This is a genomic window from Streptosporangium sp. LJ11, assembly GCF_051918945.1.
GTDB lineage: Bacteria > Actinomycetota > Actinomycetes > Streptosporangiales > Streptosporangiaceae > Streptosporangium.
Genome location: NZ_JBPXMB010000005.1, coordinates 144,947 through 159,721, shown reverse-complemented (window position 1 = coordinate 159,721; position 14,775 = coordinate 144,947). Strand labels below are relative to the sequence as shown.

Here is a 14,775-nt window from a genome sequence, read left to right as displayed (position 1 = left end):
GAAGCCGCGAGGACGTCCGCCGGCCTGCGACACCACGCCGGACAGGGAAACGGTCATAAAGCCTTAAAATTCCCTTCAGCCCCAATATCCCCTCTGGCCGCACATGTGGCTGACTCTCGAACGGAACGGATCGTCCAACCATGATCCGGTCACCTGACAGATCAGCCACGAAGAGGGACAACAGATGCGTAGATGGCGTGCGGCCGCAGTGATCGCGACGATCGGTGTCGCGATGGGGGCGCTGTCCGGGACGGCGACGGCCGACGGGCACGGCGACGACGACAGGCACCACCGCCGCACCTTCGACCTGCAGGCCCACCGGGGTGGGCTGGGGCTGGTCGTGGAGAGCACTCTCGCCTCGTTCGCCAACGGTCTGGAACTCGGGGTCAGCACGCTCGAACTCGACGTGCAGATCACCGAGGACGGCAAGGCGGTCGTGACCCATGACCGGCAGATCAACGGCAGGAAGTGCCGGGACACCGCCCCCGCGTTCGACGGCGACCCCGAGTTCCCCTACGTCGGCAAGTTCATCAACACGCTGACCCTGGCGCAGGTCAGGACCATGGACTGCGGCAGCCAGACGCTGGCGGAGTTCCCCGGCCAGCGGCCGGACCCCGGAGCCCGGATGCCCCTGCTGAGCGAGGTGTTCGACCTGGTCAAGCGCTACCGCGCGCACGACGTCATGCTCAACGTCGAGACCAAGGTCGAGGCCGGGGCGCCGCAGCAGACGGCCCCCAGGGAGCAGTTCGTCCAGGTCACGGCGGCCGAGATCCGCAAGGCCGGGATGCGGCGCCAGGTCACCGTCCAGAGCTTCGACTGGGGCGCCCTGATGCGGATGCGCCAGGTCGACCGGAAGCTGCCTCTCGTGGCCCTGACCAACCGGGACTTCCTGCAGACCGGACAGCCCGGCGCGTCCCCCTGGCTCGGCGGGATCGACATCGACGACTTCGGCGGCGACCCGCTCAAGGCGATCAAGTCCTTCGGCGCGACCGCCTTCTCCCCCGTGCACGGCACCCCGCAGAACGGGAAGATCACCGACCCCGGCTACCAGCCCTACGTCACCAAGGAGATGGTCGACCAGGCGCACCGCCTCGGCATCAAGGTGATCCCGTGGACCGTCGACGACGAGCCCACGCTGAACAAGCTCATCGACGACGGCGTCGACGGCATCATCACCGACTACCCCGACCGCCTGCGGAAGGTGATGTCCGACCGCGGGTTCGAGCTTCCCCGGCAGTACTCCCTCAGGTAGTCCCGACCGGGGTTCCCGCGCCGGTTTCGCGACCGCGCCGAGCTCACCGCCCTGGCCCGGCGACCACGCGCCCGCCCTGGAGTGAGGGCGGGAAGGGACGCCGGCCTGGCCGCTGTCCGGCGGTCCCACACAGGACCGCCTGGCCGCTGTACGGCGGTCCCGCACCGGACCCTCCGACCGATGCGGGACCGCCGCCCGGCCTCTCTCCATCCGGTTCCCCATCCGGCCGGAATGTCGGCGCCACCTGGTAGAACCGACCTAGTTTCCCGAGCCGGAGGTGCCGATTGCGCGTCAAGGACATGCCCGCCAACGACCAGCCGCGCGAGCGCCTCCTGGCCGGCGGGGCGACCGCGCTGGCCGACCGGGAGCTGCTCGCCCTGCTGATCGGCTCCGGCAGCCGGGGCACCAACGCGATGGAGCTGGCCTCCCACCTGATCGCCCACTGCGGCGACCTGCACGGCCTGGCCCGCTCCGACGCCCACCGCCTGATGCGGGTGCCGGGCATCGGCCCCGCGAAGGCCGCCCGGGTCATCGCCGCCTTCCATCTCGTACGGCAGGCGCAGGCGGAGCCCGAGCGCCGCCGCGTCACCTGCTCCGGGGATCTGGCCGCCGTGGCGGCCCCGCTCCTGCGCGGCCTCAGCCACGAGCGGGTGGTCGTCGTGGTCTGCGACCCGAGCGGCGCGGTGACCCGCAAGGCGATCGTGAGCGAGGGCGGCAGCGACCACGCGCCCGCCCCGGTCCGCGAGATCATGAGCACCGTCCTCACCTCCGGCGGCTCCTCCTTCGGCCTGGCCCACAACCACCCCAGCGGCTCCCTCGACCCCAGCCTCGCCGACCTGGAGGTCACCGCCCGCCTGCGCGACGCCGCCGAGACCGTCGGCCTGCGCTTCCTCGACCACCTCGTCGTCACCGACACCGCCTGGCGTCGCGTCCCTCCGTGACAGGAGAAGGGGGCCCGGCAGGTGAGTGTGGGAAGGGACGCCTGCCGGGCCGCTGTCCGGCGGTCCCGCACCGGACCCTCCGACCGATGCGGGACCGCCGCCCGACCTCCCCGGACGACATGGCCTCCTTCAGGGAGCTCGGGGGCTTTTGTGGGCGCCGGTCCGGAGTCGTCCTCCTCCCGGCGCCCGATCGTCAGTGGGCGGCGCCCATCAGGAGCCGAAGCCACAGCTCCTGTGTCCGCCTGGCGACCACCCAGGGCGACTCGTGCACGACCACTCCCTTTCTCGCCCGTTCCGTTCGCCGTACGAACATCAGCCCACCCGCCTGACAGAGCTCGTAGAAGGTGGGGAGGCAGTCACAGGTGTGCTCCTTGATCCGCAACCGGTCGGCCCTCGGCCGCTCGGGCCTCCAGTCGATCGGCTCGTAACCCACCTGCAACGGCGCCACGTGATGCCCGTGATGCCGCCCGACCGGCACCCCCGCCACCACGAGGACTCCCATCCCCCACGCGCCCATGTGATGACAGTACGTCTAGTCGTATCGTCTCGTCAAAATTGATATTGAGCTTCGGGAAATCAGAGGTACCGTTATGACTACCTCCGTAGGCGTTCGTCTATATTTTGAATGTGCTCGATCATGATGGAGACACCCACCTCTACCTCCAGATCGCAGAGATCATCCGCCAGCGGATCACGGAGGCGAACCTTCCGTCAGGGCATGCCGTTCCAAGCGAGACCGACATCAGGAGCGAATTCGGTGTCGCACGAACAACCGCGAGACGAGCGGTTCAAACACTGCGGGACGAGGGACTCGTCTACACCGTTCAGGGTGAGGGAACGTTCGTGGGTCCGCCCGACGAAGGAGTTCGCCAACCTCGCAGAACACCCATGTATCAGCAGATCGCGGATGAGATCGCCGAGCGTATTCGCAACGGCTCCCTGCAACAGCGCCGCCCCATCCCAAGCGAGACGACACTGATGCAGCAATACGACGTGGCACGAGAGACCGCGCGTCGCGCGGTGGGACTCCTCCGTGAGCGAGGATGGATCTACACCGTGCCTCAGCGCGGGAGTTATGTCTCTCCTGAGGAGAAATGGCCGCAGGAGTAGCGAAGACGTTTATGGATTCATCCTGGTCAGCCGTATCGATACGTCTAATGCGTGGCCGTGCTCGACAGAGATGGACCGGTTCCCCTGTACAAGCAGGTAGCCGACATTGTGCAGGGTCACATTGATGAGAGCGATCTTGTCCCTGGTGACCCCATCCCTAGCGAGGCCGACCTCGAAGTCGACTACGGCATCGCACGCACCACTGCCCGCCGCGTGACTCGGGAACTTCGCGCCCGGGGTCTCGCACACACCATCCAAGGCAAGGGGACTTTCGTAGGTCCTGCGGGGGTTCCGCTTCGGCGACGGAAAACCCCCATCTACGAGGAGATCGCCAACCAAGTTGCCGACATGATCCAGCGAGGCAAGATCAAGGTCAATCGCCGAATTCCCAGCGAGAAACTACTCATGTGCGAGTACGGCGTCGCCAAGGCCACCGTCCGGCATGCCGTCGCGTTCCTGCGCAGTCAAGGCTGGGTTTTCACAGTGCCCTATCGCGGCACCTACGTGTTGCCACCGGAGGATTGGCCGACACAGACCCAGGAGCGCGACTCTTCGAGTGGATGAGGGTCAGGGGTGAGGACGAGAGCGGAGGGCTTCGAGGGCGCGGTCGGCGTGGGCCTCCATGGAGCTCTCGCTGTGGATCACTTCCAGGAGGCGGTGGTCCACGTCGATGACGAAGGTCATCCGGCGGGTGAGGAAGGGGCCCACCGCGACGGTGCGGCGGGCGCCGAGGCGCCGGGCGACGGTGCCGTCGGGGTCGGAGAGCAGCGGGAAGCCCAGCTGGTTGGCCTGGGCGAACCTCGCCTGCCTGTCCACCTGGTCGCGGCTGATCCCGATCCTGGTCGCCCCCTCGGCGGCGAAGTCGGCCGCCAGGTCACGGAAGTGGCAGCTCTCGGCCGTGCATCCGGAGGTCATGGCCGCCGGATAGAAGAAGAGCACCACCGGCCCCTTCGCCAGGAACTCGCTGAGCCGCCGCCGCGTGCCCGTCTCGTCAAGAAGCTCGAAGTCCTCGACCACATCTCCCACCGAGAGGCCCACGCCCACGAGTCATCTCCTTATGTCATCGGAGGATCTCCGCTCGCCCCTGGCCGTCGTGATCGGGCGAGAGTGGAAGTCGGAGTCCCAGCCTCATTTCTAAGCGATTCACCGGCCGAGCGACAGGCCCATAACCGACCCACCCTGGAATATCCGTTCTCATCCCGCGAAAACCCCGTGAACCGGCTGCGAATCACCGCTGCCCCTCAGCGGTCCTGGGGATGCGCCCCCGCATGTACGGATGTACGACGGCGAGCGCGAGGAACGTGCAGAACGGGGCGACCACACCGGCCCAGGGCGGCACGAAACGCAGGAGCAGGGACGCGCAGAGGGCGCCGAGGACGAGGGCGATCACGATGGCGGCGCGACGCCGGTTGTCGGTGGACCAGCCTGACGCCGAGGTCTCGAACAGCGAGGTGAGGGTGCCCGTGACGAACGTGGCCGTGATGCCGGCGAGGTTGACGCGGCGGGCCGCGGCGGCCTGCATGCCCATGGCGCAGGATCCCGCCCCGATCAGCGCGAGGATCGCGACAGGGCTGGGGGCTCCCGCGATGAGCGCCCAACCGGTGAGGAAGGCGATCTGGAGGGCCAGATCGGCCCACAGGAGCCTGACGGCGGCCAACGGCCACAACGCGTGCCCCTCGCGACGCCCCGGCATTGTGAAGCCGATGAGAAGTCCCGCGCAGAACCCCGCGCAGGCGAGTCCGGAGCGCAGTGCGTGGAGCGCCCAGTCCTCGCGGCCCGCGAGGGCGAAAAGGATGAGATTGCCGGTCATGTTCGCGGTGAAGACACCGCCGAGCCCGAGGAAGGCGATCGCGTCCGTCGCCCCCGACGCCAGCGTCAGCAGCACGAGAGCGACATGACTCCGCCGCTGGACGGACCTCGTCCCAAGCGTCCGTGTCGAACCGGACGCGGAAGACGGATTGGGAATGGGCACGGAAGACGGACCGAAAGGTAACGAGGGGTCTTCTCCCTCACGGCGAGTCATGGGGCTGATCGGCCATCTGCCGTCCTCCGTAGTCATGCGGTTGCGCGCACGATGAATTTTCCCAGCTCGGAGCGGTTTCACCCGGCTTTCCGCCTTCGAAAGCGGGTGACGCGATGCTTCCTTCCGAATCGGCCTCACGTTTGCGGGGAATCGTCCTATCCTGGCCGCACGCCGTACATCGAGGATCGGATCGACACCGTCGAATCCGACATCGCTGAGATCAAAAGCGACATCGCAGCGATCAAAGCCGGGCAGAGCGGTATGGAGCTGAAGCTCAACCGCGTGTCCCAGGACGTCGCCGAGCTCAAAGCCGGGCAGATCGGGATCCGCGACCTGCTCGCTCGCGTCGTCGTGCGGCTGGAGGGCGTGGCCTCGTAGCCCGTACGAGACCCGGGCAGCAGCGAGCCCCGGCCCGGGGAAGGCCGGGGCTTTCGTATGTCCGCACCCGCCCGCGCCGACGCCACATCAAGGCCGCCATCGCCGAGAGGAGCGGCCAGGTGGCCGGCCGGCCCGTCGCGCCGGCTCGGCGGGGTCCGGGTCAACTCACCAGTGACCCGGCGTAGAACTGCGCGGGGTCCGCCGCGAGCGAGGCCTTCACGTAACGGCTCGTGTCATCGACCAGCACCTCGATCGCACCTGACCGCACGCCGTCGAGGCTCGCTCGGGCGACGTCCAGCGGGTCGATCTTCGGGATGTCGTAGCCGGCCATCATGTCGGTGTCGGCGGCTCCGAGGTGCACGCCCTGCACCAGGGTCTTCTGACCGGCGAGTTCGAGGCGCAGGCCGTTCGTCATGTTCCACTCGGCGGCCTTGGCCACCGAGTAGGCGCCCGCTCCGTCGGAGGCGAACCACGACAGCGCCGACAGGATGTTCACGATCGCCCCGCCGCCGTTCGACGCGAGAACCGGCGCGAACGCGCGGATCACGCCGAGGGTCCCGAAGAGGTGCGTGTCGAGCTCGAGCCGGATCGCGTCGAGGTCGCCGGTCAGAAGGTTCGTGCCAGTCGTGATGCCGGCGTTGTTGACCAGCAGGGTGACATCGGGGGCCGCGGCGGCCGCGTCCGCCACCGACCGCGCGTCGAGGAGGTCGAGGCGCAGCACCTCGACCCGCGGGTCGGACACCTCGATCAGCTCGGGGCGGCGGGCCGTGGCGTAGACCTTCGCGGCGCCGCGCGCGAGCAGCTCGTCGACGAAGCGGCGGCCGATGCCGCGGTTGGCCCCGGTGACGAGTGCGATCGAGCCGGTGACATCCATGGGGGTTCCTTTCGATCCGTGACGGACGCGGTCGCGTCCGCCCGCTGTCGAGTACGTTAAGACTTGACGTTGACGTCAAGGGCAAGTCGTACGCGCCGGCGGGTGTCACCGGTCGAGACGAGAGACGAAAGACGAGATCGAAGGGTGCGCACATGCGGATCGGCGAGCTGGCCGGCAGGTCGAAGGTGAGCACGCGCGCGCTGCGCTACTACGAGGAGCAGGGCATCCTCAGCTCCGAGCGCACGCCGAGCGGTCAGCGGCTCTACGCGGATTCGGCGATCGACCGGGTGCGGCTCATCCGGCAGTTGTACGCCGCCGGGCTCGGCAGCCGCACGATCGCGACCATCCTGCCCTGCGTCGATGCCGGGCACGCGGAACCTGAGGTGATCGAGATCCTGCGCGCCGAGCGTGCCCGCATCACCGCGAGCATCGCCGAGCTGGAGGGGGCGGGGCGGAGGCTGGATCAGGTGATCGAGCTCGCCGTGCGCCCGGATCCGGAGCACTGCCCGGCACTGCGCGAGCAGTCGGCCGCGGGGAACACCGAGAATGCCGGGAACGCCGCAAAGGCCGGGATCACGGCGTCGGTCTGACCGCGCGACGCGGGAGGGGTCCGGAGTCCGTACGGGCTCTAGAACACCGGGATGATGTCCTCGGGGTCGAGGGCTTCGACCTGGACGCCGTCGATGTCGAGTTCGGGGATGGCGGGGAACTCGATGCCCCAGCGTTCGACGATGGCGCGGATCCTGGCCATGGCCACGCGCCAGTTGTCCGCCTGTTCCTCGTAGGAGAGCACGCCGAGGCCCGCGTCGCGGGCGTGGTCCATCAGGACGCGGTGGTTGGGCAGGAAGTACGGCGGGAGCTCCCAGAAGCCGCCGGGAGGCTCCCAGAGGATCATCGAGAGGAAGACGAAGCCCGCGCGCAGCTGGCGGGTGATCAGGGAACGGGTGTCGTCGGTGAGGCCCGGCCACTCGTTCTCCAGGATGGTCATGCAGATCTGCAGGTGGCGCGACTCGTCGCGGCCGATGCGGTGGAACATGTCACCGAAGACGGGATGCCTGGTCCCGGTCGCCATGCCCCGGAACAGGGTGGACGCGGCCATCTCCCCCATCATGAAGCTGGTGAACAGCACCGGCAGGCTGTACCTGCCGACGGCGCCGCTGTAGCCCGTCCAGTAGCGGCCACCGTTGTGATAGAGCCAGCCGATGTTGTTGTGGGCGGCCTTCTCCAGGTCGGTGACGGGGGTCCAGTCGAGCGGCCCGCCCGGCCAGAGCCTGGCGATGGTGCGCTGACAGCACTCCTCGTGGTTCATCTCGTCACGCGTGATCGAGAAGAAGCACTTCCTGACCGGGTCCTCCTCATGCTTCTCGAACGCCTGGATGGTGGCGCGGGCGAAGACGGCCGGGCCCGAGGCGTCGAAGTTGGCGAGCACGGAGAACCAGTACATGATCCCGAGGCGCTGCTCGTGGGTGAAGTCGCTCGGCCTGAGATCCTCCCAGGGCAGGTCGGCCGGGTTCCAGACCGTCCGCTTGGACTTCTCGTAGATGGCGGCGAGCTTCTCGGTCTCGACCCGCCACTCCATCGGGTAGATATTCGGCTGAGGGATCTCGGGAGCGGGCCAGAAACCGCCCTCGGGAATCGTCAGGTCCGCCATGGCCACACCCCCTGTGACGGCTTCGTCTCACATCTTGCGCCTGTATGTCACGTCTTTCAAGGACGCCCCGGGGTCCGGCCCGGCGCGCCCCACCTCGGGACCCGGCACAGGATCCGTCCCGACCCCGAAGATTTTCAGGAGCGGGCCCGCTGGGTCAGGGCGACGCACGCGAGGACGGCCAGCGCCGCCGCGATCGTGACCGGGCCGAAGAGCTCGCCGAGCAGCAACCAGGCCCACAGCAGCGTCAGCAGCGGCTGGGCGAGCTGGGTCTGCCCGGCGCGGGCGATGCCGCCCATGGCCAGGCCCGCGTACCAGGGGATGAAGCCGAGGAACATCGAGACCAGGCCGACGTACGCGAATCCGGCCAGCGAGGCGGCGGTGGGCCGCACGTCGGTGGTGAGCGCGAGCGCGACGGTGATCGGCACGGTCAGCGGGGTGGCGAGGACGAGGGTGTGGGAGATCACCCGCCAGCCGGGGGTCGCGCGGGCCAGGCGCCCGCCCTCGGTGTAGCCGACGGCGGCCGACAGCAGCGCGCCGACGAGCAGCAGGTCGGCCCCGGTGACGTGGCCGCCGCCCATGCTGAGGGTGAAGGCGGTGATCGACACGGCCCCGAGGCCGCAGGACACCCAGAACAGCGCCCTGGGCCACTCCCCCGCCCGCAGCACCGCGCAGGCGGCGGTGGCCGCGGGCAGCAGCCCGATCACCACGGCGGCGTGCGAGGTGGAGGCCCCGGCGTAGAGCGCCAGGCCGCTGAAGAGGGGGAAGCCGAACACCACGCCCGCCACGATGACGCCGTACGACCGGAGCTGGGACCTGGGCGGCAGCAGCGGCACCCCGGCCACGAGCAGGAACGCGGCGGCCGCGACGGCGGCGACGGCGGCCCGGCCGACCGCCACCAGGTAGGGGTCGAAGCCCTCCATCGCGAAGACGGTCGCCGGGAACGACCCCGAGAACGCCAGCACCCCGAGCCCGGCCAGCAGGGTTCCCCGCCAGGCTCTGCCCGGCGCCCCGGGCGGCACAGCGCCGGCCGTCCGCCGATCGTGGCGTGCCTCCCGTGGAGGCACCACACCGGGCAGCACCTCTCCGGGCGAGACCGGCGAGACCGTACCCGCCGCTATCCGATTTGGCACGATAGCGCTACTCTTTTCACTCATGAATGACGATAGCAGTATCGTCCGGCTCACCGCCACGCTCCGTGAGGAGGTGTCGCGGCTCCGTCCGGGCGACCGGCTGCCGTCGAGCCGGGAGCTGGTCCGGCTGCACAACGTGAGCCCGGTGACCGTGTCGCGCGCGATCGGCAGGCTCGCCGCCGAGGGAAGGGTGATCACCAAGCCCGGCAGCGGCGCCTACGTGGCCCCGGCGATCACGCGGGGCGGCGACAACGCCGACATGTCGTGGCAGACGGTGGCGCTCGGTGACAGGGTGGTGGACGACAGCGAGGTCAGCGGCCTGCTCACCGCCCCGCCCGAGGGGGTCATCCCGCTCACCGGCGGCTACCTCAACCCGGTCCTGCGCCCCTCCAGGGCCCTGTCGGCCGCCGCCTCCCGGGCGCTGCGCCGCCCCGACGTCTGGGCGATGCCGCCGCTGGCCGGTCTCTCCGAGCTGCGCAGGTGGTTCGCCCAGGAGCTGGGCGGCGACGTCACCCCCTCGGACGTGCTCATCGTCAGCGGCGGGCAGGCGGCGCTCATCCACGCCTTCCGCGCCCTCGCCGCCCCCGGCACCCCCGTCCTCGTCGAGACCCCCACCTACCCGGGCGCGCTCGCGGCGGCGCGGGCCGCCGGGCTCCGCGCGACGGCCGTGCCCGTCGACCGCGACGGGGTGCGGCCCGAGCTCCTCGCGGAGGCGTTCGCCGTGACCGGCGCGCGGGTCTTCCTGTGCCAGCCGACCCTGCACAACCCCACCGGCGCGACCCTGCCCCCGGAGCGCCGCGAGCAGGTGCTGGCGATCGCCCGCGCCGCCGGGGCGTTCGTGATCGAGGACGACTACGCCCGCTACTTCACCACCTCCCCCGTACCGCCGCCGCTGGTCGCGCTGGACGCCCACGGCACGGTCGTGCACATCAACTCCCTGACCAAGGTCCTGTCGCCGAGCCTGCGGGTCGCCGGGGTCGTCGCCCGGGGCCCCGCCGCCCGGCGCCTCCGGGCGAACCAGCTCGTGGAGTCGTTCTTCGTGGCCAGGCCGCTCCAGGAGACGGCGCTGGAGTTCGTCGGCTCGCCCGCCTGGCGTCGCCACCTGGCCACCCTGGGCACCGAGCTGGCGCTTCGCAGGGACACCCTCGCCGCCGCCCTGACCGCCCGGATGCCCGGCGCCGGGATCCACCTCGTCCCCCGTGGCGGTCTGCACGTGTGGGTACGGCTCCCCGAGGACCGGGACGAGGAGACCGTGGTGGAGACCGCCAGGAGGGCGGGCGCCCTGGTGAGTCCCGGGCGCATCTACTACCCCGCCGAGCCGCCGGGCCCGCGCATCAGGGTGACCCACTCGGCGGCCGTCCACACGGCCGAGCTGGTCGAGGGCGTACGCAGGCTGGCGACGGCCCTGGACACCCTCTGACCGGGAGCACCCTCACCGGCGGCGTCCTCGGCGCTGGTCCGGCCTCTCCACACCCTCATGATCATGGTCTCTCCTCCGGTACGACGCGCGCCGGACGGTCTCCTTGAACGCGAGATAGGCCAGGTACCACATGACGACCTCCTCAAAACACCATCTATGACCCTATGGAGGTGTCGCAGGGAACACAACCCCCTAATGGCGTACAGTGGTTGCGAACAGGGAGGAGGTAAGCGACGACATGGACGATCCCTCCGAGCTGGTGATCGACTTCGTGAACACGTACGACGTCGAGGAGGAGACCGACTCGATCCCCTCCCCGGCCGCGCTGACCGCCTGGCTGGCCGGACGAGGCCTGATCGGCCCGGGAGACACGGCCACCGATACCGATCTGGCGACGGCCGTCGAGCTCCGCGAGACCCTCCGCGAGGCCCTCCGCCACAACCACGACCGCCCCGGCGGCGGTGATCACGACCCCGGGCCGTCGCGGCCCTTCGGCGCCCTCCCGCTGCGCGTCGCCCTGACCGCCGGTGGGCCGGTGCTCGAACCGGTCGCGACGGGGGTGCCCGGCGGCCTGGCCGGGATCGTCGCCGCCGTGATGGGCGCCCACTCCGGCGGGATGTGGCCCCGTCTGAAGGTCTGCACCGAGAGCACCTGCCAGTGGGCGTTCGTCGACTCGTCCAAGAATCGTTCACGCTCGTGGTGTTCCATGAGGGTCTGCGGCAACCGCACGAAGACAAGGGCATATCGGGCCCGACGGCAGACGGAGCCGGGTTCACGTCATCTCTGAGTCGGATTCCCCGATACGGTGTAAGAGCCTGCCTCACGGATCCACCCGCCTGATGCCCGCTCGCGTGGCACGAGATCCACGAGACAGCGCGTTTCGAGGCGACGGCAGACGGCAGAGAAGGAGCGGGCCGAGATGGCAGACGTAGGCGTGCGGGCGGCTCGGCACGAGGATGTCGCCGCGGTGACGGGCACCCAGATCCGCGCGTGGAAGTACGGCTACCGGGACTTCCTTCCCGAAGGACCGCTGGAGCAGATGACCGGCCCGGCGGCCGAGAAGATGTGGCGCCAGCAGTGGGAGGACGCGATCACCTCGCCGCCCAGCCGCCGGCACCGCGTGCTGGTGGCCGTGGAGCAGGTCGTCCTCGACACCGACGCCTTCCCGGCGCTCGGTCCCGGCGGCATCGAGGCCATGGCCGCGCTGCAGGGCGCGGAGAAGGTCGCCGGTCTGGCCTCACACGCCCCGGCGGAGGATCCCGACCTCGACCCGACCACCGCCGGGGAGATGCTCACCTTCCTGATCGACCCCGACCACGTCCGGCGCGGCCACGGCAGCAGGCTGCTGAACGCCACGGTCGACTACCTCCGTGACGACGGTTACCACACCATCGTGACCTGGGTCTTCGCCGACAACTACGCGGTGCTCGGCTTCCTGGAGTCCGCCGGGTGGGGCGCCGACGGGGCCGAGCGGGTCATCGACATGGGCCGTACGGTGCGGATGATCCGCCTGGCGACCGACATCAGCTAGAGCCGGAGAGGAACCTCGCACGCCCATGGCCACCCCGAGCCAGTGGATCGCCGGAGCACGTCCGCGCACCCTTCCCGCCGCCGTCGTCCCCGTCGCCATAGGCACCGGAGTCGCGATCGGGCACTCCGGAGGGGTGTGGTGGCGGGCCCTGCTGGCCCTGTTCGTGGCCCTCGCCCTCCAGGTGGGCGTCAACTACGCCAACGACTACAGCGACGGGGTGCGCGGCACCGACTCCGACCGGGTCGGCCCGATGCGCCTGGTCGGCTCCCGCGCCGCCTCGCCCCGCCAGGTCCTCACCGCGGCCCTCGCCTGCTTCCTGGCCGCCGCGGTGGCCGGGCTGGTGCTCGTCGTGGCCACCGGGGCGTGGTGGCTGCTGCTGGTCGGCGCGCTGGCGATCGCCGCGGCCTGGTTCTACACCGGCGGCTCCAGCCCGTACGGCTACCGGGCGCTCGGCGAGATCTCGGTCTTCGTGTTCTTCGGCCTGGTGGCGGTGGCGGGCACCACGTACGTCCAGCTCGAGTACCTGCCCTGGCTCGCGGTGGCGGCGGCCGTCCCGGCGGGCCTGCTGGCCTGCGCGATGCTCGTGGTCAACAACCTGCGCGACATCGTGACCGACGGGCCCGCGGGCAAGCGCACCATGGCCGTGGTGCTCGGTGACCGCGGCACCCGGGTCCTCTACACCCTGTGCCTGCTGCTGCCCCTGGTGATCGCGCCCGCGCTGGCGCCGTGGCGGCCGTTCGCGGCCCTGGCGCTGCTCGCCGCCCCGCTCGCCGTCGCCCCGGTGAAGGCCGTACGGGCGGGCGCGACCGGCTCCGTGCTCATCGCCACGCTCCAGCAGACGGGCCGCTTCCAGCTCGTGTACGGCCTGCTGCTCACCATCGGCCTGGCCCTCTGAGCCCGCGAAGGACCGGCTCGCCGGCCCCGCCGAGGCCCCCGAGGCCCCTCCACCCGGCCCTGCCGAAGCCCGGCTTCGCGGCCCGCTGAACCGGCCCCGTCACAGGATGCGGCGCATCACGACGCGGGGGACGATCTCGATGCCCAGCTCGCGCTCGTGGCGCACCAGCTCGGCCAGCTCCGGCCCCCACTCCGCCGGATCGAGCACGGAGAAGCCGCGCCGGGCGTACCAGGGCGCGTTCCAGGACACGTCGCGGTAGGTCGTCAGCGTCACGGCGGCGAAACCGGTCGAGGCCGCGTGCTCGCAGACGGCCTCCAGCAGGCGCCCACCGGCCCCCCTGCGCCCGTGGTCGGGGTGGACGGCGAGCTGGTCGAGGTGGACCTGCCCGTCGACCAGGCCGAACAGGGCGAACCCGATCGGCGGGTCGCCGGCCACGAGCACCCGGGAGGGGTCGCCGGCCTCCTCGACCATCGTGGTCCCCGGCGGGAAGGTGATCCCCACCTGGGCGAAGACCCCGTCGGCCGCCAACTCCACCGCCACCAGCCCGGCCAGCTCCTCCGGCCGCGCCCAGCGGACCTCAGTCGAAGTCGAAGATGGAGTGCTTGTCATAGAAGTGGAGGATATAGCGGCACCGTTCGCAGATCATCAGGGTTAACCGGTGCGACGTGATACCCCAGCGGCTGTCGAGCCTGCCCTGCTCCTGCTGGAACGCGGTGCCGTGACAGAGCGGGCAGGCGAGCTCGGAAGGTGTCATGGTCGAGCAACGAGCGGCGCAAGGCCCGGGGTTCCGGAGACGGCGGAACCGGCGGGCCCGGCGGGTCACGCGCTAGAGGTCGAGAAGATGCTCCAGGCCGACGGTGAGGCCGGGGAGCTCGCGCACCCGGCGCACGCCCAGCAACACGCCCGGGGTGAACGACGAGCGGTTCATGGTGTCGTGGCGGATGGTGAGGATCTCGCCGTCGCCGCCCAGGATGACCTCCTGGTGGGCGATGAGCCCGGCCAGCCGGACCGCGTGCACGCGGACCCCGTCGACGTCGGCGCCGCGCGCCCCGTCGAGCTCCGTGCTGGTGGCGTCCGGCATCGGCGCAGAACCCGCCTTGCGCCGGGCCTCGGCGACCAGCTCGGCCGTGCGGCGGGCGGTGCCCGAGGGCGCGTCGGCCTTGTTGGGGTGGTGCAGCTCGACGATCTCGGCCGACTCGAAGTAGCGGGCCGCCTGCTGGGCGAAGTGCATCATGAGCACGGCCGCGATGCCGAAGTTGGGGGCGATCAGCGCGTTGACCCCGGGGTTGGCGTCCAGCCAGCCCCTGACGGTCGCCAGCCGTCCCGCGTCGAAGCCGGTGGTGCCGACCACCGGGTGGATGCCGTGGGAGACGCACCATTCGAGGTTGCCCATGACGACGTCGGGGTGGGTGAAGTCGACCACCACCTCGGCGCCTTCCAGCCCCTCGATCGGGTCACCCTGGTCGACGGCCGCGACCAGCTCCAGATCGTCCGCCGCCTCGACGGCCCTGCACACTTCGACACCGACGCGCCCTCGGGCGCCGAGAACTCCAACCCTGATCACGGGCCC

The 14,775-nt window shown here is 70.4% G+C and carries 17 protein-coding genes; 9 read left to right on the top strand and 8 right to left on the bottom strand.

The window, feature by feature from the left end; translation table 11 throughout:
* Nucleotides 1–184: 184 nt before the first annotated feature.
* Nucleotides 185–1,252, top strand: coding sequence for a glycerophosphodiester phosphodiesterase family protein (locus ACTOQ3_RS09775; RefSeq protein ID WP_440083024.1), 1,068 nt, complete (start codon nt 185–187; stop codon nt 1,250–1,252).
* Between the two features lie 284 nt (nt 1,253–1,536).
* Entirely contained in the window at nt 1,537–2,193 is a 657-nt protein-coding gene (locus ACTOQ3_RS09770) for a JAB domain-containing protein (RefSeq protein WP_440083023.1), read from the top strand.
* A gap of 193 nt (nt 2,194–2,386) precedes the next feature.
* On the opposite strand, the gene ACTOQ3_RS09765 is transcribed toward ACTOQ3_RS09770, so the two are convergent.
* Complete coding sequence (locus ACTOQ3_RS09765) at nt 2,387–2,710, bottom strand: hypothetical protein (protein WP_440083022.1); 324 nt, start codon at nt 2,708–2,710, stop codon at nt 2,387–2,389.
* Between the two features lie 110 nt (nt 2,711–2,820).
* Here ACTOQ3_RS09765 and ACTOQ3_RS09760 point away from each other — a divergent pair, with 110 nt between their 5' ends.
* Together ACTOQ3_RS09760 and ACTOQ3_RS09755 are read left to right on the top strand one after the other, a co-directional pair.
* A complete protein-coding gene (locus ACTOQ3_RS09760; protein ID WP_440083021.1) occupies nt 2,821–3,303 on the top strand; it encodes a GntR family transcriptional regulator in 483 nt (160 codons plus the stop codon).
* A gap of 51 nt (nt 3,304–3,354) precedes the next feature.
* Complete coding sequence (locus ACTOQ3_RS09755) at nt 3,355–3,867, top strand: GntR family transcriptional regulator (RefSeq protein ID WP_440083020.1); 513 nt, start codon at nt 3,355–3,357, stop codon at nt 3,865–3,867.
* A 3-nt stretch (nt 3,868–3,870) separates the two neighbouring features.
* Here ACTOQ3_RS09755 and ACTOQ3_RS09750 read toward each other — a convergent pair whose 3' ends face one another.
* From ACTOQ3_RS09750 to ACTOQ3_RS09740, 3 genes are all read right to left on the bottom strand, one after another.
* Nucleotides 3,871–4,347 carry a peroxiredoxin gene (locus ACTOQ3_RS09750; protein WP_440083019.1) on the bottom strand — a complete coding sequence of 159 codons (477 nt, stop codon included), beginning with the start codon at nt 4,345–4,347 and terminating at the stop codon, nt 3,871–3,873.
* A gap of 184 nt (nt 4,348–4,531) precedes the next feature.
* On the bottom strand, nt 4,532–5,188 hold the full coding sequence (locus tag ACTOQ3_RS09745) for a YoaK family protein (RefSeq protein ID WP_440083018.1): 657 nt from the start codon (nt 5,186–5,188) through the stop codon (nt 4,532–4,534).
* Between the two features lie 676 nt (nt 5,189–5,864).
* A complete protein-coding gene (locus ACTOQ3_RS09740; protein WP_440083017.1) occupies nt 5,865–6,578 on the bottom strand; it encodes an SDR family oxidoreductase in 714 nt (237 codons plus the stop codon).
* Nucleotides 6,579–6,730: 152 nt separating this feature from the next.
* On the opposite strand from ACTOQ3_RS09740, the gene ACTOQ3_RS09735 reads away from it, so the two are divergent.
* Nucleotides 6,731–7,168: a MerR family transcriptional regulator gene (locus tag ACTOQ3_RS09735; protein ID WP_440083016.1), complete on the top strand. Its 438-nt coding sequence runs from the start codon at nt 6,731–6,733 to the stop codon at nt 7,166–7,168.
* A 38-nt stretch (nt 7,169–7,206) separates the two neighbouring features.
* Here ACTOQ3_RS09735 and ACTOQ3_RS09730 read toward each other — a convergent pair whose 3' ends face one another.
* Together ACTOQ3_RS09730 and ACTOQ3_RS09725 are read right to left on the bottom strand one after the other, a co-directional pair.
* The gene (locus tag ACTOQ3_RS09730; RefSeq protein WP_440083015.1) at nt 7,207–8,229 is read right to left on the bottom strand and encodes a hypothetical protein; all 1,023 of its coding nucleotides are present in this window, start codon (nt 8,227–8,229) and stop codon (nt 7,207–7,209) included.
* Nucleotides 8,230–8,363: 134 nt separating this feature from the next.
* Entirely contained in the window at nt 8,364–9,359 is a 996-nt protein-coding gene (locus tag ACTOQ3_RS09725; RefSeq protein ID WP_440083014.1) for a DMT family transporter, read from the bottom strand.
* Between the two features lie 22 nt (nt 9,360–9,381).
* Here ACTOQ3_RS09725 and ACTOQ3_RS09720 point away from each other — a divergent pair, with 22 nt between their 5' ends.
* The 4 genes from ACTOQ3_RS09720 (at nt 9,382) to ACTOQ3_RS09705 (ending at nt 13,205) form a co-directional block, all read left to right on the top strand.
* Nucleotides 9,382–10,779 carry a PLP-dependent aminotransferase family protein gene (locus tag ACTOQ3_RS09720; RefSeq protein ID WP_440083013.1) on the top strand — a complete coding sequence of 466 codons (1,398 nt, stop codon included), beginning with the start codon at nt 9,382–9,384 and terminating at the stop codon, nt 10,777–10,779.
* A gap of 238 nt (nt 10,780–11,017) precedes the next feature.
* Entirely contained in the window at nt 11,018–11,566 is a 549-nt protein-coding gene (locus tag ACTOQ3_RS09715) for a CGNR zinc finger domain-containing protein (protein ID WP_440083012.1), read from the top strand.
* 132 nt (nt 11,567–11,698) lie between these two features.
* The gene (locus ACTOQ3_RS09710; protein WP_362677609.1) at nt 11,699–12,310 is read left to right on the top strand and encodes a GNAT family N-acetyltransferase; all 612 of its coding nucleotides are present in this window, start codon (nt 11,699–11,701) and stop codon (nt 12,308–12,310) included.
* Nucleotides 12,311–12,335: 25 nt separating this feature from the next.
* Complete coding sequence (locus tag ACTOQ3_RS09705; protein WP_440083011.1) at nt 12,336–13,205, top strand: 1,4-dihydroxy-2-naphthoate polyprenyltransferase; 870 nt, start codon at nt 12,336–12,338, stop codon at nt 13,203–13,205.
* Nucleotides 13,206–13,304: 99 nt separating this feature from the next.
* Here the strand turns inward: ACTOQ3_RS09705 and ACTOQ3_RS09700 are convergent, their stop codons facing one another.
* Entirely contained in the window at nt 13,305–13,814 is a 510-nt protein-coding gene (locus ACTOQ3_RS09700) for a GNAT family N-acetyltransferase (RefSeq protein WP_440083010.1), read from the bottom strand.
* Between the two features lie 217 nt (nt 13,815–14,031).
* Nucleotides 14,032–14,769 carry a 4-hydroxy-tetrahydrodipicolinate reductase gene (gene dapB, locus ACTOQ3_RS09695; protein ID WP_440071126.1) on the bottom strand — a complete coding sequence of 246 codons (738 nt, stop codon included), beginning with the start codon at nt 14,767–14,769 and terminating at the stop codon, nt 14,032–14,034.
* Between the last annotated feature and the right edge of the window lie 6 nt (nt 14,770–14,775).

Excerpts from the sequence above, each read along its gene's own strand:
- ACTOQ3_RS09775 (WP_440083024.1), top strand. The coding sequence starts at position 185 with ATGCGTAGATGGCGTGCGGCCGCAGTGATCGCGACGATCGGTGTCGCG.
- ACTOQ3_RS09765 (WP_440083022.1), bottom strand. The coding sequence starts at position 2,710 with ATGGGCGCGTGGGGGATGGGAGTCCTCGTGGTGGCGGGGGTGCCGGTC.
- ACTOQ3_RS09740 (WP_440083017.1), bottom strand. The coding sequence starts at position 6,578 with ATGGATGTCACCGGCTCGATCGCACTCGTCACCGGGGCCAACCGCGGC.
- ACTOQ3_RS09735 (WP_440083016.1), top strand. The coding sequence starts at position 6,731 with ATGCGGATCGGCGAGCTGGCCGGCAGGTCGAAGGTGAGCACGCGCGCG.
- ACTOQ3_RS09730 (WP_440083015.1), bottom strand. The coding sequence starts at position 8,229 with ATGGCGGACCTGACGATTCCCGAGGGCGGTTTCTGGCCCGCTCCCGAG.
- ACTOQ3_RS09720 (WP_440083013.1), top strand. The coding sequence starts at position 9,382 with ATGAATGACGATAGCAGTATCGTCCGGCTCACCGCCACGCTCCGTGAG.
- ACTOQ3_RS09715 (WP_440083012.1), top strand. The coding sequence starts at position 11,018 with ATGGACGATCCCTCCGAGCTGGTGATCGACTTCGTGAACACGTACGAC.
- ACTOQ3_RS09710 (WP_362677609.1), top strand. The coding sequence starts at position 11,699 with ATGGCAGACGTAGGCGTGCGGGCGGCTCGGCACGAGGATGTCGCCGCG.
- ACTOQ3_RS09705 (WP_440083011.1), top strand. The coding sequence starts at position 12,336 with ATGGCCACCCCGAGCCAGTGGATCGCCGGAGCACGTCCGCGCACCCTT.
- ACTOQ3_RS09700 (WP_440083010.1), bottom strand. The coding sequence starts at position 13,814 with ATGACAAGCACTCCATCTTCGACTTCGACTGAGGTCCGCTGGGCGCGG.